The following is a 21,381-nucleotide window of genomic DNA, read 5'->3' as shown; positions in this document are numbered from 1 at the left end:
GGTACACGTTGGCCACCCACCACCCCGCCGCTCCCACGCCCAGCAGCGTGGCCACGGCGGCACCCGCCCCCGCCGGGTTGAACACGTGGCGGCCGCGCACCGCGCGCACGCACTTCGAGGCGCCGGCCGCGGGCCCCGCCACGAGGATGCCGCCCAGACCGGCCGCGGTGTCCGAGGGGAACATGACGAAGAAGAGGATCAGACCCGTGAGCAGGGAGGAATCGGCGTGCGGACGCAGGCGCAGGATCAGTGCCAGGAGCCGGGTGCCGATGAAGGTGCCGCCCACGGCCGCCGCCAGGGTGCCGCCGAGCTCGCGCGGCGTGAAGGCGAGCAGTCCCGCGAAGGAGAGCGTCAGGGCCAGGGCCGTGAGGACCAGGAGGAGGACCAGCGTGAGCCGGTACATGGTGATCCTGCCCAGCAGGCGGTCGAGTGCGGTGGTCATGTGAACAGGGCTCCTGCGAGTGGGGTGGAGTACCGGGCGCGGCCGTCCGAGTGGATGAGCACGTAGTCGAAGGCGAAGGTCCCCGCGAGCACCGCGGGATCGGCGAGGAAGAGTGCCGTGCAGAGCCCGTCCGCCGTCATGGCGTCCTCGGCGAGGACCCAGGTGGCCACCACGGTGTCCACGGTGCGGCCCGTCCGCGCGTCGAGCACGTGGTGGAGGCCGTCGCCCCAGGCCCTCCGGTTCGAGGCCGAGGCGCAGAGCGCACCGGAGCCGAGCTGAACCGTCCCCACGGCGGAGGTGGGGTCGTAGGGGTGTTCCAGCGCGACGGTGATGCTGCCGCCGCCCGCGCGCCGCATGTCCCCGCCGGCGTCCACCAGCACCTCCTGGTGTCCCCGGGCCATCAGGAACTCCAGCACGAGGTCCACGAGCTGGCCCTTCCCCGCGGCGCCGACGTCCAGGACCGCCGGCTCGGAGAGGTGCACGCCGTCGTCGGTCCAGGTGAGCATCCGGTCCCAGCGCCGCGCGGGGGACGGTGGGGCGCTCCGGGTGAAGGAGTAGCCGGCGTCGTACCCGGCATCGGCGAGACGGTCACCGATCAGCGGTGAGACACCGCCGTCGGTCTGCTCGTACAGGGTCCGCAGCAACCGGCCGAGTTCCGCGCCGTGCGGTGGGAGGGCGAGGGACCCGCCGTCGGAGGCCAGGCGGGTGACACCGGAATCGGGGCGGAACCGGGAGTACAGCGCGTCGTACTCCTCCACGAGGCGCAGCCCCCCGCCCCGCAGGGCGGGGGCCCGGGGCGCCCCGCTGCCCCCCCGCCCGCGCGTGCCGGTCGCCACGAAATCGAAGGGGTCCGTCATCGCGCTCCAGCGGGGCCTGGCTCTTGATCTTGTCCACGGCGTCGTTGAGGCCGCCGCTGGTCAGCGACGATCCCGCCACCTTGTCCACGGACAGCTCGTCGAGCTTCTTGCCCACCACGGCATCGGCGATGCCGCTCGCGAAACGTCCCTGGTACTCGGTGGTGGTGGGATTGTCCGGCATGGGCTCCACCTCGACGCCGGAGACGACGTCGGCCTCGAGGGTGAGGGTCACGCCCACCTCCTCCGGGCCCGCCGGGGACTGGTAGGAGCCGGTCTCGGTGTAGGTGCCGTCCCCGTAGACCTGGTCGGAGGCCGCCGCGCCACCGCCGGCCGCGTCCGTCCCCGCAGCGGCGGGGTCGGAGGAGGCGCCCGGGGCCGGTGCGGCAGGGGTCTGCGCGTCCGGGGTGGTGGCCGTCCCCGGGGTGTCCGCCCCGGCGCATCCTGCGGCGCCGAGGAGTGAGACGACCGCCAGGCCGGTGAGCAGGGGCCTGGCGAACAGGACCCCGCGCGGGGTGGAGGGGGAGGGTGCCCGGAGGGGGCCTGGGACGGTCACGGTGAACTCCTACGTCAGAGGGGAAGAGCCGGGAAGAAGCGGTGGGACTGATCCGGCGGACGGTTCCACGGACGCTGCCGTGTCATCAGTTCAACGCTCTCCTCCATTATTCGTTGCACGGCGCGCCCAGGACGGCTCGTCCCGGTCCCGGGGTCGGCGGCACGGGCACCGGGTGCCGGGAGCCGCGCCGTTATGCTTGAGCGGTGACTCCCGAAGAACTCTCCACCGCCATCTCCGCCTGCCTCCGGAACGCCGTCGAGGCCGGCGAGTTCGCCGTCGACCTCCCCGCCGAGGTGCGGGTGGAGCGACCGAAGAACCGGGAGCACGGGGACTGGGCCACGAACATCGCCCTCCAGCTCGGCAAGAAGGCGGGGATGAACCCCCGTGAGCTCGCCTCCCGGCTCAGCGAGCGTCTCGGCGGGATCGAGGGCGTGAAGAGCGTGGACATCGCCGGACCCGGGTTCCTCAACATCACGCTCGACGCCGGTGCCGCCGGGGGGCTCGCCCGCACCATCGTGGAGGCCGGGCCGGCCTACGGCACCAACGACGCGCTCGCGGGCCGGACGATCAACATGGAGTTCGTGTCCGCGAACCCCACGGGCCCGCTGCACCTCGCGCACACCCGCTGGGCCGCCCTCGGCGACTCCATCACGCGCGTGCTGCGGGCCAGCGGCGCGGAGGTCACGGCCGAGTACTACATCAACGACGCCGGCACGCAGATGAACAACTTCGCCGCCTCCGTGCTCGCCTCGATCAAGGGACGTCCCACACCGGAGGGCGGGTACCCCGGCGAGTACGTCGCCGATCTCGGCCGGACCGTCCTCTCCGCGCGTCCCGACGTCGCGGACCTGCCCGACGACGATGCTCTCCCGGTGGTCCGGGACCTCGCCTACGAGGCGCAGATGGCGGACATCAAGGAGACCCTGGCGGACTTCGGCGTGCACTTCGACGTCTTCTTCTCGGAGTCCGCGCTGCACGACGGCGGCGCGGTGGACCAGGCGGTGGAGCGCCTGCGCGCGCAGGGTCACGTGTTCGACCTCGACGGCGCCATCTGGCTGCGCACCACGGACTTTGGGGACGACAAGGACCGCGTGCTCATCCGCAGCAACGGCGAGCCCACCTACTTCGCCTCGGACGCCGCGTACTACCTGTCCAAGAAGGACCGCGGGTTCCCCGAGAAGATCTACCTACTCGGCGCCGACCACCACGGGTACATCGGCCGCCTCCGGGCCATCGCCGCCTGCGCCGGGGACGACATGGACGAGAACATCCAGGTGCTCATCGGCCAGATGGTGTCGGTCAACGGTGCCCGGCTCTCCAAGCGCGCAGGCAACATCATCGAACTGCGTGACCTGCTGGACTGGCTCGGCAAGGACGCACTGCGGTACTCGCTGGGACGTTCCCCGGCGGACTCCGCCATGGCGATCGACCCGGAGCTGCTGAAGAAGAACACCAACGAGAACCCCGTGTTCTACGTGCAGTACGCCCACGCCCGCACGCACGCCGTCGCCCGGAACGCGGTGTCGGCGGGGGTGGACACCTCGGGCTTCGACGCCGCCTCGCTGAGCCACCCCACCGAGGGCGCCCTGCTGGCCGCGCTCGGGCAGTTCCCCGGCGTCGTCGCCCAGTCCGCCACCTTCCGCGAACCGCACCGGGTGGCCCGCCATCTCGAGGTGATCGCCGGGACCTACCACCGCTGGTACGACGCCTGCCGGGTGGCACCCCTCGGCGAGGCTCCCGTGGAGGACGTGCACCGCTCGCGCCTCTGGCTGAACAACGCCACGCAGCAGGTGCTGGCCAACGGCCTCGACCTCCTCGGCGTCTCCGCGCCGGAAAGGATGTGAGCATGACCGGTACGGCAGTGACCCCCCACGCCTCACCCCTGGCCCCGGACTGGCTGTCCGTCCCCGAGGACCAGGCCCGACTCGATGCCAAGCTGTGGGCCGAGGACGTGGAGCGCGGGCCGGACGGCGTCCTGCGGATCGACGGCGTGTCCGTCACCGAGCTGGCCGAGCAGTACGGGACGCCGCTGTTCGTGATGTCGGAGCGGGACTTCCGCGCCCGGGCCGCCATGTTCCGCGACGCGTTCGACGACGCCTTCGCGGAGCTGTGCGGGGGAGTGGATGTCTTCTACGCGGGGAAGTCCTTCCTCTGCACCGAGGTGGCGCACTGGGTCCGGGAGGAGGGGCTGGGCCTGGACACCTGCTCCGGCGGGGAGCTCGCCGTCGCCCTGCGCGCCGGCATGCCCGGCTCCCGGCTCGGGCTCCACGGCAACAACAAGTCGGCAGCGGAGATCGTGCGGGCCATCGACGCGGGCCTCGGGCGGATCGTCGTGGACAGCCTGCAGGAGGTGGCACTGGTGGGCGATCTCGCCGTGGAGCGCGGCCGGCAGGCCAACGTGATGCTGCGGCTCACCCCCGGCGTGCACGCGCACACCCATGAGTTCATCGCCACCGCGCACGAGGACCAGAAGTTCGGCCTGTCCCTGACGACCGAGCAGGGTCCCGGGCAGGACGGCACGCAGGACGACGACGCCGGCTCCTCCCCGGCCGCTCGCGCGGTCGCCGACGCGCTGGTCCACCCGGGCATCAACCTGCTCGGGGTGCACTGCCACATCGGTTCCCAGATCTTCGAACCCGAGGGCTTCGAGCTCGCCGCGCAGCGGCTCCTCGCCTTCTTGGCCGAGGTCCGCGACCGCCACGGCGTCGAGCTCCCCGAGCTGGACCTCGGCGGCGGGTACGGCATCGCCTACACGGAGGCGGATGAGCCCCGCCCCGCCGCGGAGATCGCGCGCGCCATGGCCGGCGTCGTCGGCTCCACCTGCCGCGAGCTCGGGCTGACGGTGCCCCGCATCTCGATCGAGCCCGGGCGTGCCATCGCCGGGCCCACCACCTTCACCCTGTACACCGCGGGCACCACGAAGACGGTGCGCGTGGATGCGTCCGCGAACGGCTCCGAGGTGGTGCAGGACACATCCGTTACGCACCCGCGGCGGTATGTGTCGGTGGACGGCGGGATGAGCGACAACGCGCGCCCGGTGCTCTACGGCGCGGATTATTCGGCCGTCCTGGCCTCCCGGGCCCCCGGGGCGGACCCCGTGCTCTCCCGGGTGGTTGGGAAACACTGCGAGAGCGGTGACATCGTGGTGCGGGACGTTTACCTCCCCGAGGACACCGGGGCCGGTGACCTCCTCGCCGTGCCGGCCACCGGTGCGTACTGCTGGGTGTTGTCGAGCAACTACAACTACCTGACGCGACCGCCCGTCGTGGCGGTGGCCGACGGCGCCGCCCGGCTGATCCTCCGCGGCGAGACGGAGGAGGACCTCTTCCGCAGGGACGTCCAGCGAGCACCCGCAGCATCCAGCACGGACACAGGAGACACCCGGACAGCATGAACTCATCAGCGACGCCCCCCGTCACCACTCTGCGCGTGGCCCTCCTCGGCTGCGGGAACGTGGGCTCCCAGGTGGCCCGCATCCTCCTCGACGACGCCGAGAACCTCGGCCGCCGCGCCGGTGCACCCCTCGAGCTCGTCGGGGTCGCGGTGCGGTCCCTCGACGCGGAGCGCGACGTCGAGCTCCCGGCGGGCCTGCTGACCCTCGACGCCGAGTCGCTCGTGGAGGACGCCGACATCGTGATCGAGCTGATGGGCGGGATCGAACCGGCGAAGTCGCTGATCACGCGCGCCGTCTCGCCCGGCGCCACCGTGGTGAGCGGGAACAAGGCCCTCCTCGCCCAAGCCGGCCCCGAGCTCTACGCCCAGGCCGACGCCGCGGGTGTGCAGCTCTCCTACGAGGCCGCCGTCGCCGGGGCCATCCCGATCCTGCGGCCCATCCGCGACAGCCTCTCCGGGGACCGCATCACGCGCGTGCTCGGGATCGTCAACGGGACCACGAACTACATCCTGGACCAGATGGACTCCACGGGTGCGCAGTTCACCGACGCGCTGAAGGCCGCCCAGGACCTCGGGTACGCCGAGGCGGACCCCACGGCCGACGTCGAGGGGCACGACGCCGCCGCGAAGGCCGCGATCCTCGCCTCGCTCTCCTTCCACACCCGGTTCGCGCTCGAGAACGTGTACTGCGAGGGCATCACCCGGGTCACCGCCGACGACATCGCCGCCGCCGCGGAGGACGGCTACGTGATCAAGCTCCTCGCGATCGCCGAGAAGCTCCAGGACGACGCCGGCGAAGCCGGCGTGGGCGTCCGCGTGCACCCCACCCTCCTGCCGCGCTCGCACCCGCTCGCCTCCGTCCGCGGGGCCTTCAACGCGGTGTTCATCGAGGCGGAGAACGCCGGGGAACTCATGTTCTACGGTCAGGGTGCGGGAGGCACGCCCACGGCGTCGGCCGTGCTCGGCGACGTCGTCAGCGCCGCCCGCCGCATGGTGCTCGGCGGCCCCGGCCGCACGGAGACCACCACGGGCCACGTCCCCGCGCTGAGCATGGACACCGTGCGGACCAGCTACTGCATCTCCCTCCAGGTGACCGACCAGCCCGGCGTGCTCGCCCGGATCGCGCAGATCTTCGCCGAGAACGGCGTGTCCATCGAGACCATGCGGCAGCGCATCCACCAGCGCGGGCCCGACGGCGCCACCACCGCCGAGCTGCGCATCGTGACGCACCGTGCACCCGAGGCCTCGCTCGCCGCCACCGTGCAGCAGGTCGCCGCGCTCGCCGTCATCACCGCAGTCTCATCCGTGCTCCGAGTAGAGGGAATCTAAGTGGCCCACCAGTGGCGCGGAGTCATCCGCGAATACGCCGAACGTCTGCCCGTGACCGAGGACACCCAGGTGGTCACCCTCGGCGAGGGCGGGACGCCCCTCGTGCACGCCCGTCACCTGTCCGAGCTGACCGGCTCCCAGGTGTACCTCAAGGTCGAGGGCATGAACCCCACCGGGTCCTTCAAGGACCGCGGGATGACCATGGCCATGACCGCCGCCGTCGCCGCCGGGGCCAAGGCCGTGGTGTGCGCCTCGACCGGCAACACCTCCGCCTCCGCCGCGGCCTACGCCACCCAGGCCGGGATCACCTGCGCCGTGCTCGTGCCGGACGGCAAGATCTCCATGGGCAAGCTCAGCCAGGCGATCGCCCACGGCGCCCAGCTGCTGCAGGTGGACGGCAACTTCGACAACTGCCTCGACGTGGCCCGCAAGCTCGCGGAGTCCTACCCGGTGTTCCTCGTGAACTCCGTGAACCCGGCCCGGCTCGAGGGCCAGAAGACGGCCGCCTTCGAGGTGGTGGACGTCCTCGGCGACGCCCCGGACTACCACCTGATGCCCGTGGGCAACGCGGGCAACATCAGCGCGTACTGGAAGGGGTACAAGGAGTACGCCGCGCCGTACGAGTCCATGCACGCGGGTGAGCTGCCCGCCGTCGCCACCCGCACCCCGATCATGTGGGGCTTCCAGGCCGAGGGCGCGTCCCCGCTCGTCAAGGGCCACCCCATCACCGAACCGGACACCATCGCCACCGCCATCCGCATCGGCAACCCCGCGTCCTGGGACTACGCCGTGGCCGCACGGGACGAGTCCGGCGGACTCATCGAGTCCGTGACGGACGAGGAGATCCTCGAGGCCCACCGGTGGCTGTCCGCCCGCGAGGGCGTGTTCGTGGAACCCGCCTCCGCGGCCGGGGTGGCCGGGCTGATCAAGAAGCACGCCGAGGGCGCCGTGCCGACGGGCAAGACGATCGTCATCACCGTCACCGGGCACGGCCTGAAGGACCCGCAGTGGGCCCTCCGCGCCGCCGACGGCTCCGACGTCGAACCCACCAAGGTGGACTTCGACGTGGTGAGCGTCGCCGCCGCCCTCGGGCTCGACGACTGACGTGGCCGAGGTGGAGCAGGTCGTCGTGACCTCCGGTACCGCACTGGACCTGCCGGTGATCGCCCCGGGGCAGCAGGTGGAGGTCTCCGTGCCGGCCACGAGCGCCAACCTGGGCCCGGGGTTCGACACCCTCGGGCTCTCGCTCTCGCTGTACGACACGGTCCGCGCGCGGACCACCACCTCCGGGCGCACCGTGGTGCGGGCCACCGGCGAGGGGGTGGAGGCTCTGCCCACGGACGAGCGTCACCTCGTGGCCCACGCCCTGATCAGCACCCTCCACCGTGCGGGACACCGTGCCCCCGGCCTCGAGCTGGACACCACGAACGTGATCCCCCACGGGCGCGGTCTCGGGTCCTCCGCCGCGGCGATCGTCGCGGGAGTGCTCGCAGCCGATGCTCTCCTCCCCGCCGAGGACCGGTTCGACGCCGCCGGGCTCCTGCAGTGGGCCGCGACCCTCGAGGGGCACCCCGACAACGTGGCGCCGGCGCTGCTCGGTTCACTGGCCGTCTCCTGGTCGAGCGGCCGGGTCTTCCGCAGCACGCGGGTGCCGGTCCACCCCGACGTCGTCCCGGTGCTGGCGGTCCCCGGGCGCGCACTGTCCACGGAGACCGCGCGGGCCCTCCTGCCGCCGTCGGTGGCCCACGGCAGCGCGGCCGCCAACGCCGGGCGCGCCGCGCTCCTGGTCCACGCCCTCGGCGCCGACCCGTCCCTGCTGTTCCCCGCCACCCAGGACTCGCTGCACCAGGACTACCGGGCGCAGGCCATGCTGCCCAGCGCCACCCTGATGCGGACGCTGCGGGCGGCGGGCTTCGCCAGCACCATCTCCGGTGCCGGGCCCAGCGTCCTGACGCTGGCGGTGGGCGAGGCGGGAGCGCAGGCGGCCGAGGAGGCTGTGCGCGCCGCGGTCCGGACGGCGGACACGCCGCAGGACTGGCGGATCCTCCGTCTCCCGGTGGATCGGGAAGGTGCTAAGGTGAGAATGCACCGAGGGTGATACACGTCGACGCGATATCACCGAGTGCTTCTGTTGAGCAGGCCGTCTTCTTCTCCAGACCGCCGCGGAACTGCAGGTTTTATCAGCAGTAGCACGACCTCCGGTGTAGCCTCCGATCTTATCCTCGTGTGTGGACCAGATCCTCCGCACGTGGACATCCTCAGGCTTCCAGCACGCTCGGCGCGAACCGGATCGACCCGGTTCGGTCGGAACCCGCCCGTATTGATCTGCGGCTCGGGGCAAACCACCGCGGACCACCGATGAGGTGGCCGCCCGACGAGGGGGAAGGATCCTTCGTGACTGACACCACTGACCTGTTACCAGGTGTGGCCACCCAAGACGCCGAAGCACCCGGCGCAACGACTTCCAAGAGCAGCGGCCTTGCCGGCCTGAAGCTCGCACAGCTCCAGGCGCTCGCCGGCCAGCTCGGCATCACCGGTGGTTCGAGGATGCGCAAGAGCGATCTCGTCTCCGCGATCTCCGACCACCAGCGCGGCGGAGCCGGGGCCGACCGGCAGAAGACCCCGAGCGCGCGCACGGAGCGGGCCGCCGAGGCCGCACGCCCCGCCGCGGGCGGCCCGACGGCCCGGGCCCCGGCGGCGCAGGCCGAGCCGGCGGCGCCCGCCGGCGCAGCCCAGCACCCGCACCCGCAACCGCCGCGCCGCCAGCGACGGCATCGTGTCCGCCCCCGCCACCGCCGCCCCGGCAGCAGCTCCTGCGGCCGCCGAGCAGTCCGCCGCCGGCTCGCCCGCGAACGCGGACGACGCCGCCGCGGGGGAGCGGCAGGACCGCGGCGACCGTGAGAACGGCGGCAGCAACCCCCGCCCCCGCCGCAACCGCCGCGGCGAGGACCGCACCGACGCCCAGGGCGCCCCGAGCGAGACGCAGGCGGGGGGGGCCGAATCCCCGGGCCCCGCCCCCGGGGCCCGGGGCGCGGCCCGCCCCGAGGCCGCACCGGCGCGGCGGCCCCCGCAGGCACAGCAGGGCGAGGGGCGCAACGAGCGCCGCAACCGCTCCCGCAACGGGCGCGACGACGAGCGCTCCAACGACACCTCGAACGACAACGGCCGCAACGGCAACGAGCGCAGCGACAACCGGGGCAACTCCGGGTCGGGCGCGAACTCCACCGAGGACGAGGGCCGCGGTCGCAACCGGCGCAACCGTGCGAACCGCAACGAGCGGAACGGCTCCGGCGGCGACGACCGCAGCAGCCGCTTCCGTGATCGCAACGACCGGAACGACCGCAACGATCGCCGCCGTGGCCGCAACCAGCCCGACGTCGACGACGTCGAGGTTACCGACGACGACGTCCTGCTGCCCGTGGCGGGCATCCTCGACGTCCTCGAGAACTACGCCTTCGTGCGGACCTCCGGCTACCTGCCCGGGCCCAACGACGTCTACGTCTCCCTGGCCCAGGTCAAGAAGCACAACCTCCGCAAGGGCGACGCCGTCGTGGGCGCCATCCGCGCTCCCCGTGAGGGCGAGACCCAGGCCAGCGCACGCCAGAAGTTCAACGCCCTGGTGCGCGTCACCTCCGTGAACGGCAAGCCCGCCGAGGACCTCAAGGACCGCGTCGAGTTCGCCAAGCTGGTGCCGCTGTACCCCTCGGACCGCCTGCGCCTCGAGACGGACCCGAAGAAGATCGGCCCCCGCGTGATCGACCTCGTGGCCCCGATCGGCAAGGGCCAGCGCGGCCTGATCGTCTCGCCCCCGAAGGCCGGCAAGACGCTCATCCTGCAGGCGATCGCCAACGCCATCACGATCAACAACCCCGAGGTGCACCTCATGATGGTGCTCGTGGACGAGCGTCCCGAGGAAGTCACCGACATGCAGCGGACGGTCAAGGGCGAGGTCATCGCCTCGACGTTCGACCGCCCCGCGGACGACCACACCACGGTGGCCGAACTCTCCATCGAGCGCGCCAAGCGCCTCGTGGAGATGGGCATGGACGTCGTCGTGCTCCTGGACTCGATGACCCGTCTGGGCCGTGCGTACAACCTGGCCGCGCCCGCCTCGGGCCGCATCCTCTCCGGTGGTGTGGACTCCGCGGCGCTGTACCCGCCGAAGCGCTTCTTCGGTGCCGCGCGCAACATCGAGAACGGTGGCTCGCTCACCATCCTCGCCACCGCCCTCGTGGAGACCGGGTCCAAGATGGACGAGGTCATCTTCGAGGAGTTCAAGGGCACCGGCAACATGGAGCTGCGCCTCTCGCGCAACCTCGCCGACAAGCGGATCTTCCCCGCGGTGGACGTCAACGCGTCCGGTACGCGCCGCGAGGAGAACCTGCTCTCGCCCGACGAGGTCAAGATCATGTGGAAGCTGCGCCGCGTGCTGTCGGGTCTGGAGACCCAGCAGGCACTCGAGCTGCTCACCAACAAGATCCGGGACACGCAGTCCAACGTCGAGTTCCTCATGCAGATCCAGAAGACCACGCTGGGTTCCAAGGACTCCGACTAGCGCGAGCGTCCGACGCCGTTCGTCCTGACCACCCCTCCGGAGGGTCAGGGCGGGCGGCGTCGTCCGTTGAGCCGTGTGCCGTGCTGCGGCCCGTTCCGCCGGGAGGACACGTACGACCGCGTGTCCTGCGGATCGCCGGTCATACCTGTCCTCCCGATCTTCGTAGACTGGCGGTAGACGCCGAAAGAGGTACATCCGATGTTCGAATCCATCCAGGGACTGCTCGACGAGCACTCCGAGCTGCAGGACCAGCTCGCCGATCCCGCCGTGCACACCGACCAGGCGCTGGCGCGCAGGCTCGGCCGGCGGTACGCGGAGCTCGGCCGGATCGTCGACGCGCACAACCGGTGGTCGGCGCTCGACGACGACCTCCAGGCCGCACGGGAAATGGCCTCCGAGGACCCCGAGTTCGCCGCCGAGGTGCCGGTGCTCGAGGAGCAGCTGGCCACGGCGCAGGAGCGTCTGCGCCGTCTGCTGATCCCGCGTGACCCGAACGACGGCCGCAACGTGATCATCGAGGTCAAGGGTGGTGAGGGCGGCGACGAGGCAGCCCTGTTCGCCGGCGACCTGCTGCGCATGTACGCCCGTTACGCGGAGTCGCGTGGCTGGAAGACCGAGCTCATCTCCGCCAACGAGTCCGACCTCGGCGGGTACAAGGACGTGCAGATGGCCATCAAGGGGTCCTCGAACGACCCCGCCGAGGGCGTGTACGCGCGGCTCAAGTTCGAGGGCGGCGTGCACCGCGTGCAGCGCGTGCCCGTCACGGAGTCGCAGGGACGGATCCACACCTCCGCCGCCGGTGTACTGGTGCTGCCGGAGGTGGACGAGCCCGAGGAGGTGGAGATCAGCCAGAACGATCTCAAGATCGACGTCTACCGCTCCTCCGGACCCGGCGGGCAGTCCGTGAACACCACCGACTCCGCCGTGCGCATCACCCACCTGCCCACGGGGATCGTGGTTGCCATGCAGAACGAGAAGTCGCAGCTGCAGAACCGCGAGGCCGCCATGCGGGTGCTCCGCTCCCGCATCCTGGCGCACGAGCAGGAGAAGATCGACGCCGCGAACTCGGACATCCGGAAGTCGCAGATCCGCACCATGGACCGCTCCGAGCGCATCCGCACCTACAACTACCCGGAGAACCGCGTGGCCGATCACCGTACCGGCTACAAGGCCTACAACCTCGACACCGTGATGAACGGCGACCTGGAGCCCGTGGTGCAGTCCGCCATCGAGATGGACGAGCAGGCCCGCCTGGACGCCATCGGCACGGACGAGTAGGCATGGAGCGAGCGCTGCGGGACGCGGAGCGGCGGCTGCGTGCGGCCGGTGTGCCGAGTCCGCGCGTGGACGCCGAACTGCTCGCCGCCCACCTGCTCGGGGTGGGTCCGGGGCGGCTCCGGGCACTCGCGCTCACGGGGGCGGAGGTGCCCGAGGGCTTCGAGGCACTGGTCGACGAGCGTGCGCGGCGCATCCCGCTGCAGCACCTCACCGGGACCGCGCCCTTCCGCCGGATCTCCCTCGCCGTGGGGCCCGGGGTGTTCGTCCCCCGGCCGGAGACGGAGTGCCTGGTCCAGCTGGTGGTGGACCGCGTTGCGTCGCTCGCGGCGCCGAGGATCGTGGACCTCGGGACGGGGTCCGGTGCGATCGCCGCCGCGCTGGCGGACGAGGTGCCGGGGGCGGAGGTGCACGCCGTCGAACTGAGCGGGCTGGCCCTGGCGTGGGCCGCGCGGAACCTCGCCCCGTTCGGTGTCCACCTGACCCAGGGGGACCTCGCGACGGCGCTCCCGGAGCACGACGCCACGTTCGACGTCGTGGTCTCCAACCCGCCCTACATCCCGCCCGATGCCGTCCCCACCGAACCCGAGGTGGCCGAGCACGATCCCGAGCTCGCGCTCTACGGCGGGGGAGCGGACGGGCTGGGCCTCCCGCGGGCGGCCGCGGCCTCCGCGGCCCGCCTGCTCGTGCCGGGCGGTTTCTTCGCGATGGAGCACGCCGAGGCGCGGCCCCCCCCGCGGCGGCCCCCCTCGAGCGGTCCGGTGCCTGGACCGCGATCACCACCCACCAGGACCTCACCGGTCGCGACCGCGCCACGAGCGCCGTCCTCCGGGACAAGGCACCCGGCACGTCCCGGAAGGACCTCCCATGACCTCCGCCGGACCGGGCACCGTGGCGGTCGCCGCCGTCACCTACGACCGCCCCGAGGAACTCGCGCAGCTCCTGCGCTCCCTCGGGACCCAGACCGCCCCGATCACCACCATCGCCCTCGTGGACTCCGGCACGCGGCCCGCGGACGCCGTGGTGGACGCCGCGGGAGGAACCATCCACTACCTGCGCTCCGAGGCGAACCTGGGCGGGGCCGGCGGGGTCCCCTTCGCGATCCTCGCCGCGATCGCCAGCGGCGCCGAGTGGATCTGGCTCATGGACGACGACGGGCACCCGGAGGACGAGAGGGTCCTCGCCGAACTGCTCCGCGCCGCGGACGAGCACGACCTCGACGTGGTGAGCCCGCTGGTGGCGGCGACGTCGGACCCACCCCGGCTCTCCTTCAACTTCCGGATCAACGGACGGCTGACCAACGACCGCGCCGCCCTGGAGCCGATGGGGTACCTGCCGGACATGGTGCACTTCTTCAACGGCGCACTGGTGCGGGCCGAGGTGTTCGCCACGATCGGGCTCCCGGACATGAAGTTCTTCATCCGCGGCGACGAGGTGGACTTCCTGGCCCGGGTACGCAGGGCCGGGCTCAGGTACGGGACGCTCGCCACGGTGGCCGTGCGGCACCCGGCCACCTGGGACGAGATGAAGCCGATCTTCGGGGGCTTCATCACCCCGGTGATCCCGGACGGCGAGTTCAAACGCTTCTCCTACTTCCGCAACCGGGCCCACCTCGCGCGGAAGTACCGGAGCCTGCGCTGGTTCGGGGCGGACGTGATCGGCTTCCCGTACTACTTCCTGATGAACCGTGACCTGTCAGGGCTACGGGGCTGGTTCGCCGCGTACTCGGCGGGCCTGCGGGGCAGGGGCTTCGGCCCGCCGCCCGCGCCCTGAGCCCCCCGAACGACGACGGCGCCGCGTGAGGTGCGCCGCCATGACGACCAGTGGAAGGACGATCCCGTGACCACCAGCTACGACTGCTCGGACCCCGCCCAGCGGAGCGAGGGCCTCACCGCGGCCCAGCGCGCCGTCTCGCTCAAGCAGTGCATCGTGCTCCCCACGGACACGGTCTACGGGATCGGCGCCGACGCATTCTCCCCCCAGGCCGTGGCCACCCTGCTGGCCTCCAAGGGCAGGGGCCGCAACATGCCGCCGCCCGTCCTGGTGCCGCGCCTGCAGACCCTCGACGGCCTCGCCACCGACGTGCACCCCGACGCCCGCAGGCTCGCCGAGGCGTTTTGGCCCGGCGGGCTCACCCTCATCTGCCACGCGCAGCCCTCCCTGACCTGGGACCTCGGCGACGCCCTCGGCACCGTGGCGCTCCGCATGCCGGACGACGACCTCGCCCTCGAACTGCTCAGGCTCACCGGCCCGCTCGCGGTGTCCTCCGCCAACCGCACCGGACGCCCGGCAGCCACCACGGCGGCCGGGGCCGCGGAGCAGCTCGCCGAGTCCGTGGCCGTGTACCTCGACGCCGGAGCGCGCACCGCCGCGGCCGGTGTGGGATCCACCATCGTGGACGCGACGGGCGAGACCCTGCGGATCGTGCGGCAGGGCACCCTGTCCGAGGAACGGTTGCGGGAGGTGGTGCCGGGGATCCTCGGAGTCGACGCACCCGACGGATCTGCGGCGCCGTCCTCGGCGGGCGGATCGGACCCGGACCCGGCAGCACCTGCTGCGGGCGGGAACGCGGCGGGCGGTCCGAGCGAGGAACGTGCGAGCACCGCCGGTCCGGGTACGAGTGGTTCGAGCGTTACCGGCCCGACCCCTGCCGGCCCGCCCGGGGACGACGCGGCCGGGAGCCCCCGCGCCGTGGGGAACACCCCGGAGGAACCGACCGCCTGAACGAGCACCGCTCCGGTGACGGGTGGCCCTCCCCGGGAGGTACCGGACGAGCTCCCGGATGCACCGGCGCGGACCCTCGGGCCGTCATCCGGCCGGGGTGGACCGCGTCCCCTCCGCTCCGGCCCCGGCCAGGACCGCGCGGACGCGCGGTGCCGGCACCGCATCGTGCGCCACCGCCCACCCGGGGACCTGCTCCTGCCCGAACCACGTCAGCCCCACCCGCCGGCCGTGGCGGCCCGGCCGGCCGCGCAGCACCTGCGCCGCGGCGGAGCCGGCCCGCGGGGCGAGCCGGCACAGGCTCGACGGCAGGACCCGGGGGCGCCCGCCTGCCGCCTCGAGGACCGAGCGGACGCTCAGGCCCTCCCACGGCTGGAGCACGATCCGTGGCAGCTCGCCGTCGTGCCGTCCCACCGAGAGCACCAGCTCGGCCAGCGCCGTCACGGAGGTGACGGGTGAGGCCGCATCGCCGGGCGCGGCCACCGAGGCGAGCGGGGAGCGGGCGAGGCGCGCCAGAGCCGCCGTCGTCGGTCTGCCGGCGCCCTGCACGGAGGTGGCGCGCACCGTGACCACGGAGACGTCCGACGCGGCACCGGCGGCCCGGGCGAGCGCCTGCTCGCCGAGCGCCTTGCTGCGCGAGTAGGCGGAGAACGGGGAGACGGCGGAGGACTCGTCCAGCAGGGCCGTGCGTCCCTGCACCGCCGCGCTGCTCACGTGGACCAGGCGGTGTACGCCTACCGCGGCGGCGGCCCGGAGCACGACGGCGGGCAGGAGGGCGGTGGCGCCCGCGAGCTCGGGGCCGTCACCGGCGGACGGTGTGGCGAGCCCGGCGGCGTTGACCACCACGTCCGCGCCCTCCAGGAGCCCCGAGAGCTCCGTGATGTCCACGCGCGAGGCCTCCTCGACGAGGTCCGCGGGTGTTCCCGCGGAGGTCCCCAGGCGCGAAGCCGGGACGGCACGCCCGCCGATCCCGGCCTCGCGCAGGGCCGTGAGCACGGCGGAGCCGACGAAGCCCGACCCGCCGAGCACCACCCAGGTCACCGGGAATCCCCCGCGACGGGCAGCGCGGAGGTACCGGGCGCGGGAACCGTGAACGGGGGTTCCGGCTGCCAGGTGTCGTCACGCAGAATCCGGCGGGCGGCGCGCCACCCGTGCCAGATGTGCGGGGCCCCGTGAATCGATCGCTCCACGGCGACGAGCCGCAGCAGCTCCTTCGCCGCGCTGAGCCACGTGCCCACACCGAACGCCACACGGTGGTGGCGGCCGTGCAGCTGCAGGTAGCGGGCCAGGTGCCCCCGGTTCCGCATGCCGCAGAACCGGGAGAGATCGCTGGAGTCGTTGAGGTGCCGTACCCCGAGGTCCAGCTGCCGCTGGGCGCGGGTCTTCCGCAGGACGAAGGCGTCCACGTACGCCACGGGGTACCGCTGCGACACCAGCCAGCCGTAGGTGAGGTCGTCGCCGTTGAGGAAGTACCTCGCATCGGGGAGCCCGATCTCGCGCACCACCTGCGCGGCGATCAGCATCCCCTCGAAGCAGGCCACGTTGGTGTGGAACACCCGGGAGCGTGCGAAGACGTCCCCCCGCACCGGCAGATGGACGCCGAGGGACTCGTCGAGGAGGTGCTGCCAGAAGAAGGGGCGCCCCTCGGCGTCGTAGCGCCGGCCGTGGAGGCAGGAGTAGCGGTGCATCCAGGTACCGAACGAGGCGAGGGCGTCAGGGAGCACCACGACGTCGTCGTCCATCAGCCACAGCCAGTCGGCGCCCTCCCGGAGGGCACGGGCCATACCGGCCGCGAAACCACCCGCACCGCCCAGGTTCTCCCGGAGCGTCTCCACGACGAGTGGAACGGGCAGCTCCGTGGTCCGCAGCAGGTCCGCCGTCGCGTCCGTGCTGGCGTTGTCCACCACCACCACGGCCTCCGGAGCCGGGTCCAGGAGTGCGATCGAGGCGAGGAGGTCACGGAGGTGCCCGGAACGGTTGAACGTGGTCACCACGATGAACAGGCGTGCGGTACCGGCGTCAGGGACGTGCAACGGGGGTCCTTCCGAGCCGCGCCAGCGCGGTGGAGGACGGTTCCGGCACAGTCGGGGCAGTTAGTATTCTCGGGTACCAGCAGTCTATTACACCGTGTTCCGGCCCCTGCGGCCCAGCGACCGGGCGGGCTCCACGCAGGTGCGCCGCGCCGGTTCAGTGCGGTGGCGGTCTGCGCAACACCGTTAGGAATCATGGGACTTCTCGAAGGCCGGGCCTCCGCCCGGACACCCGACGGCGACGCCGCGGCCCCCTCCGGCGACAAGCCGGCGCTCTGGCTGTGGGCGCAGTACCTGCTCGACGCCGGTGCGTGGATCGTGGCGATCGTCCTCGCGCTGATCCTGCGCTACGAGCTGCTGGTCTCCGACATCAACGTGGACGGCATCGCGGTGTTCTGCGCGGTGGCCGTGATCGCCCAGCTCGCCGTGGGCCTCAGCTTCGCCCTGTACCGCGGGAGGTACAGCTTCGGGAGCTTCCACGAGGCGAAGCTCCTGGTGATCGTGGCGGTGATCGTGGCCGTGATCCTGGTCCTCGTGAGCATCGCGTTCTTCACCGTGATCGAGGTGCCGCGGAGCATCGGCATCATCGCGTTCCCCTTCGCCTGCATGTTCCTCGCCGCCACGCGCTACCTCAAACGCATGTACGTGGAGAGCAAGGCCAAACCGGGGGAGGACGCCCAGCGGACCCTGATCTACGGGGCGGGGTTCCTCGGGAACTCCCTGGTGAGCCGCATGATGCAGGACCCCGAATCGCCGTACTTCCCGGTGGGCCTGATCGACGACGACCAGGGGAAGAAGCACCTCCGCCTCTCCACCGTCCCCGTGCTCGGCCGCATCGAGGACCTGCCCGAGATCGCCGTGAGGACGCGGGCCTCGGTGCTCGTCGTCGCCTTCGCCGAGGTGGAGGCGGCACAAGTGCGGCGGGTCTCGGACCTGGTGGCGGGTCTCGGCATCAAGGTGCTGGTGCTTCCCCCGCTGCGCGACATGCTGGGCGCCGCCGGCGCGGCGATCGCCGACTTCCGCGAGGTCGCGGTGGAGGACCTCATCGGCCGCCGCCCGGTGGACATCCACCCGGACGAGGTGGCCGGGTACGTGGCCGGCAAGCGGGTGCTGGTCACGGGTGCGGGTGGCTCGATCGGGTCCGAGCTCTGCCGTCAGCTCGCCGGGTTCGAGCCCGCCGAACTCATCATGCTGGACCGTGACGAGACCGGTCTGCAGTCCACCCAGATCTCGCTCACCGGGCGCGGTCTGCTGACCGGACGGGACACCGTGCTCGCGGACATCCGGGACAAGGACGCCCTGCTGGACATCTTCGAGGACCGCAGGCCCGAGGTGGTCTTCCACGCCGCGGCACTCAAGCACGTCTCCCTCCTCGAGCAGTACCCCGAGGAGGCCTGGAAGACTAACGTCCAGGGCACCCTCAACGTGCTGCGGGCCGCCTCCGCGGTGGGCGTCACCAGGTTCGTGAACATCTCGACGGACAAGGCGGCGGACCCCACGAGCGTGCTCGGGCACTCCAAGCGGGTGGCCGAGAAGCTGACCTCCTGGCACGCGGAACGCACCGGCCTGCAGTACGTCTCCGTCCGCTTCGGCAACGTGATCGGGAGCCGCGGCTCCATGCTGCCCCTGTTCACGGAGCAGATCCGCAGCGGGGGACCGATCACCGTGACGGACCCCGAGGTGACGCGGTTCTTCATGACCATCCCCGAGGCCTGCCAGCTGGTGGTCCAGGCCGGGGCGATCGGCGCCGGCGGCGAGGAGCTGATCCTCGACATGGGCGAGCCGGTGAAGATCCTCGACGTGGCCCAGCGCATGATCGCGATGTCGGGCAAGGACATCGACATCGTCTTCACCGGGCTGCGGCCGGGGGAGAAGATGCACGAGGACCTCATGGGGGTGGGCGAGGCCGATTCCCGTCCGCTGCACCCGAAGATCTCGCACACCTCCGTGGCGCCCCTGGACCCGGGACTGCTCAGCCTCCAGGAGTGGACGGCGGAGGGCGGCTTCGCCCGGGGGAGTCGGCGGAGCATCGAGGCAGGGGACCCCGGGAGCCCGCCCGGGGATCCGCTGCCCCACCGACCGCAGCAGGAACGGGTCGGGGCACCCCCGAGCGCCGCCGGCTCCTCCGGTGCCCACCCCGCAGCGCCGGACGAGGAGCGGGCATGAACCCGCTGCTGCCGATCGTCGGCTCCATCGCCCTCGGGCTCTCACTCGCCCTCCCCGCCGTCGTGAAGCCGCTCCTGCGACGCTGGGGTGTGCTGGATATCCCCAACGACCGCTCGTCGCACTCCGTCACCGTGGTCCGGGGCATGGGCGTCGCCGTGGCCCTCGCCATCGTGATCGCGCTGGTGCTCTCCCTCGTCACCGGACTGGTGGCCGTGGACCGGTCCCTGGTCGTGATCATCGGCTGCATGGTCGGGGCCGCCGCGGTACTCGGGTGGATCGAGGACTTCCGCGGCGTCTCCATCAAGGTACGGGCGGGTGTCCAGCTCCTGATCGGCGCCCTCGGGACCGCGACGCTCGCCACCACGATCGAGGACAGCAGCTACTGGTGGATCCCCATCGGCGCCGTCGCCGTCGCCACGTACGTCAACGCGGCCAACTTCCTGGACGGCATCAACGGGATCTCCGGGATGCACGGCGTGGTGGTGGGCCTCTTCTACTCCTGGGCCGGCCTGCTCAGCGATCAACTGTGGCTCACCGTGTCCGGGGTGATCCTCGCCGCGGCCTTCGCCGGCTTTCTGCCCTGGAATCTCGGCCGCGGATTCGTCTTCCTCGGCGACGTGGGAAGCTACCTGCTCGGCGCGTCCATCGCGGCTATCGCCGTGACGGGTCTGCTCGCGGGGGTGTACCTCGAGTACCTCTTCGCGCCGGTGATCATCTACCTGGCCGACACCTTCGCCACCTTCCTGCAGCGGGTGCGGCGCGGGGAACGGCTCTACGCGGCGCACCGCCAGCACGTGTACCAGCGCCTCACGGACACCGGCCTGAGCCACGTGCAGGTCTCCGTGCTCGTCACCGTGTTCTCGATCCTCACGGGCGCCGCCGGCTTTGTCCTGGCGACGGCGCGGGCCCCGCAGGCGATCGCGGTCTCCCTGTTCGCCGCCGTCGTCGTCGGGCTGTACCTGAACTCGCCCCGGATCTTCGCCGCCGTGCGGCGGCGGCAGAACGCACGGGACGTCCTCCCGGCGGACCCGTCGCAGCGCTGATCCTGCCGCGGCACCGCCGCGGACCGGGGTGCAGCGGGGCACCTCCCTGCCGCGGGGAGCGCGCCGTGGGTTAGAGTGAGGAAGCGTGCGCACGGCAGATCACCACCCCCGGGAGGTGATCGTGAGCCGTTCCCGCCTGGCCTTCCCCCGACCGGACGGAACCTTCCTTGCCTCCATCCGACACCGATCCCGGTGCCGCCACCCCGACCGGTGGGAACCGTTCGCCGTGGCTCTCGATGCTGCGTCGCTGCCTGGCCTTCTCCGCCGTCGGCGTCACGGTGCTCGGCGTGGTCGCGGCCCTCCTCGACGGCTGGGCCGGAGCAGGCAGCGCACTCTTCGGCGCAGTGATCGTGGTGGCGTTCTCCGGGATCACCCTCCTGATCGGCCACTTCAGTGGTCCTGAGAACCCCGTGCTGGCCATGGGCCTGTTCATCGTGGCCTACGGCGCCAAGGTGATCGGCTTCGGGGCCGTGCTGCTCCTGCTGGGCAGGCCCGACTGGCTGGCGGCGGGCTGGTTCCTGGGATCGGCGCTCCTCACCGTGCTGGTGTGGCAGATCGCCGAACTCCGCGCCTTCGCGCTCACCCGGCTGACCCTCTTCCCGGACCACGACCACCAGGCATCCACCGAGCAGGAAAGGACGTGAGATGAGCCGCGAGAACGACGACCGACGGGCGAAGCCCCATGTCACCGACCCCGCGGGCACCGGTGATTACAACGCCGGGATCAGCCTCCTCAGCTACCTCCTTGGCGGGATCCTGGTCTGGAGTTTGGTAGGGTGGTGGCTGGACAATCTGCTCGGTACGGGGTGGATCGCGCTCGTCGGAGCCCTTGTCGGGGCAGCGGGCGGATTATTCCTGGCCCATGTCCATCACCTCACCCGTCCCAAGCCCCAGGACCCTTCGCGGGGACCCCGGGGAAGCGATGAGTGATCCGGTGGCAGGTACTACCGCCCGAGCAAGACCCCGAAGACTTCACGCGTGTTCTTCGCGCACAGACTTCATGCCCAACGATGGACA

The 21,381-nt window shown here is 72.0% G+C and carries 17 protein-coding genes and 3 pseudogenes; 15 read left to right on the top strand and 5 right to left on the bottom strand.

Annotated features, from left to right (window positions below; translation table 11 throughout):
• The 3 genes and pseudogenes from AC792_RS10020 to AC792_RS18195 all read right to left on the bottom strand — a co-directional run.
• A pseudogene (locus AC792_RS10020) lies at positions 1 to 442 on the bottom strand (oxidoreductase); the annotation flags it as partial.
• Positions 439 to 1,143, bottom strand: a complete 705-nt coding sequence (locus AC792_RS10015; protein ID WP_442853615.1) for an FAD:protein FMN transferase — start codon at positions 1,141 to 1,143, stop codon at positions 439 to 441. The pseudogene AC792_RS10020 and the gene AC792_RS10015, both read right to left, overlap by 4 nt.
• Positions 1,031 to 1,852 (bottom strand): FMN-binding protein, encoded by an 822-nt coding sequence (locus AC792_RS18195; protein WP_442853614.1) that lies wholly within the window; start codon positions 1,850 to 1,852, stop codon positions 1,031 to 1,033. The genes AC792_RS10015 and AC792_RS18195 overlap by 113 nt, the downstream gene beginning before the upstream one ends.
• 203 nt (positions 1,853 to 2,055) lie before the next feature.
• Between AC792_RS18195 and argS the strand changes: the two genes are divergently transcribed.
• The 11 genes and pseudogenes from argS (at position 2,056) to AC792_RS09960 (ending at position 15,128) form a co-directional block, all read left to right on the top strand.
• Positions 2,056 to 3,696, top strand: coding sequence for an arginine--tRNA ligase (gene argS / locus AC792_RS10005; protein ID WP_049830386.1), 1,641 nt, complete (start codon positions 2,056 to 2,058; stop codon positions 3,694 to 3,696).
• A gap of 2 nt (positions 3,697 to 3,698) precedes the next feature.
• Positions 3,699 to 5,246 carry a diaminopimelate decarboxylase gene (gene lysA, locus AC792_RS10000; RefSeq protein ID WP_049830385.1) on the top strand — a complete coding sequence of 516 codons (1,548 nt, stop codon included), beginning with the start codon at positions 3,699 to 3,701 and terminating at the stop codon, positions 5,244 to 5,246.
• Positions 5,243 to 6,574 carry a homoserine dehydrogenase gene (locus tag AC792_RS09995; protein ID WP_049830384.1) on the top strand — a complete coding sequence of 444 codons (1,332 nt, stop codon included), beginning with the start codon at positions 5,243 to 5,245 and terminating at the stop codon, positions 6,572 to 6,574. The genes lysA and AC792_RS09995 overlap by 4 nt, the downstream gene beginning before the upstream one ends.
• Complete coding sequence (gene thrC / locus AC792_RS09990; protein ID WP_049830383.1) at positions 6,575 to 7,678, top strand: threonine synthase; 1,104 nt, start codon at positions 6,575 to 6,577, stop codon at positions 7,676 to 7,678.
• Between the two features lies 1 nt (position 7,679).
• Positions 7,680 to 8,672 carry a homoserine kinase gene (thrB, locus tag AC792_RS09985; protein ID WP_235436619.1) on the top strand — a complete coding sequence of 331 codons (993 nt, stop codon included), beginning with the start codon at positions 7,680 to 7,682 and terminating at the stop codon, positions 8,670 to 8,672.
• A gap of 260 nt (positions 8,673 to 8,932) precedes the next feature.
• Positions 8,933 to 9,109 (top strand): annotated as a pseudogene (locus AC792_RS18190) (hypothetical protein); the annotation flags it as partial.
• A 241-nt stretch (positions 9,110 to 9,350) separates the two neighbouring features.
• Positions 9,351 to 11,129, top strand: a complete 1,779-nt coding sequence (rho, locus tag AC792_RS09980; protein ID WP_442853613.1) for a transcription termination factor Rho — start codon at positions 9,351 to 9,353, stop codon at positions 11,127 to 11,129.
• Positions 11,130 to 11,327: 198 nt separating this feature from the next.
• Positions 11,328 to 12,407 (top strand): peptide chain release factor 1, encoded by a 1,080-nt coding sequence (gene prfA / locus AC792_RS09975; RefSeq protein ID WP_049830382.1) that lies wholly within the window; start codon positions 11,328 to 11,330, stop codon positions 12,405 to 12,407.
• Between the two features lie 2 nt (positions 12,408 to 12,409).
• Positions 12,410 to 13,275 (top strand): annotated as a pseudogene (gene prmC / locus AC792_RS16465) (peptide chain release factor N(5)-glutamine methyltransferase).
• The gene (locus AC792_RS09965) at positions 13,272 to 14,177 is read left to right on the top strand and encodes a glycosyltransferase (protein ID WP_049830380.1); all 906 of its coding nucleotides are present in this window, start codon (positions 13,272 to 13,274) and stop codon (positions 14,175 to 14,177) included. The pseudogene prmC and the gene AC792_RS09965 overlap by 4 nt, the downstream one beginning before the upstream one ends.
• A gap of 66 nt (positions 14,178 to 14,243) precedes the next feature.
• The gene (locus AC792_RS09960; RefSeq protein ID WP_082177638.1) at positions 14,244 to 15,128 is read left to right on the top strand and encodes an L-threonylcarbamoyladenylate synthase; all 885 of its coding nucleotides are present in this window, start codon (positions 14,244 to 14,246) and stop codon (positions 15,126 to 15,128) included.
• Positions 15,129 to 15,212: 84 nt separating this feature from the next.
• Here AC792_RS09960 and AC792_RS09955 read toward each other — a convergent pair whose 3' ends face one another.
• Positions 15,213 to 16,166 carry an NAD-dependent epimerase/dehydratase family protein gene (locus AC792_RS09955; RefSeq protein WP_049830379.1) on the bottom strand — a complete coding sequence of 318 codons (954 nt, stop codon included), beginning with the start codon at positions 16,164 to 16,166 and terminating at the stop codon, positions 15,213 to 15,215.
• Positions 16,163 to 17,158: a glycosyltransferase gene (locus tag AC792_RS09950; protein ID WP_049830378.1), complete on the bottom strand. Its 996-nt coding sequence runs from the start codon at positions 17,156 to 17,158 to the stop codon at positions 16,163 to 16,165. Before AC792_RS09950 ends, AC792_RS09955 begins: the two co-directional genes overlap by 4 nt.
• 192 nt (positions 17,159 to 17,350) lie before the next feature.
• Here AC792_RS09950 and AC792_RS09945 point away from each other — a divergent pair, with 192 nt between their 5' ends.
• The 4 genes from AC792_RS09945 (at position 17,351) to AC792_RS09930 (ending at position 21,294) form a co-directional block, all read left to right on the top strand.
• Complete coding sequence (locus AC792_RS09945) at positions 17,351 to 19,321, top strand: polysaccharide biosynthesis protein (protein ID WP_082177636.1); 1,971 nt, start codon at positions 17,351 to 17,353, stop codon at positions 19,319 to 19,321.
• A complete protein-coding gene (locus AC792_RS09940; protein ID WP_049830377.1) occupies positions 19,318 to 20,364 on the top strand; it encodes an MraY family glycosyltransferase in 1,047 nt (348 codons plus the stop codon). Before AC792_RS09945 ends, AC792_RS09940 begins: the two co-directional genes overlap by 4 nt.
• Before the next feature lie 167 nt (positions 20,365 to 20,531).
• Positions 20,532 to 21,008, top strand: a complete 477-nt coding sequence (locus AC792_RS09935) for a hypothetical protein (RefSeq protein ID WP_049830376.1) — start codon at positions 20,532 to 20,534, stop codon at positions 21,006 to 21,008.
• A 1-nt stretch (position 21,009) separates the two neighbouring features.
• On the top strand, positions 21,010 to 21,294 hold the full coding sequence (locus AC792_RS09930) for an AtpZ/AtpI family protein (protein ID WP_049830375.1): 285 nt from the start codon (positions 21,010 to 21,012) through the stop codon (positions 21,292 to 21,294).
• The last annotated feature ends 87 nt before the right edge of the window (positions 21,295 to 21,381 follow it).

Origin of the sequence: Arthrobacter sp. RIT-PI-e (assembly GCF_001187915.1) — a bacterium.
Lineage (GTDB): Bacteria > Actinomycetota > Actinomycetes > Actinomycetales > Micrococcaceae > Arthrobacter_D.
This window is presented reverse-complemented; position numbering and strand designations above follow the sequence as displayed.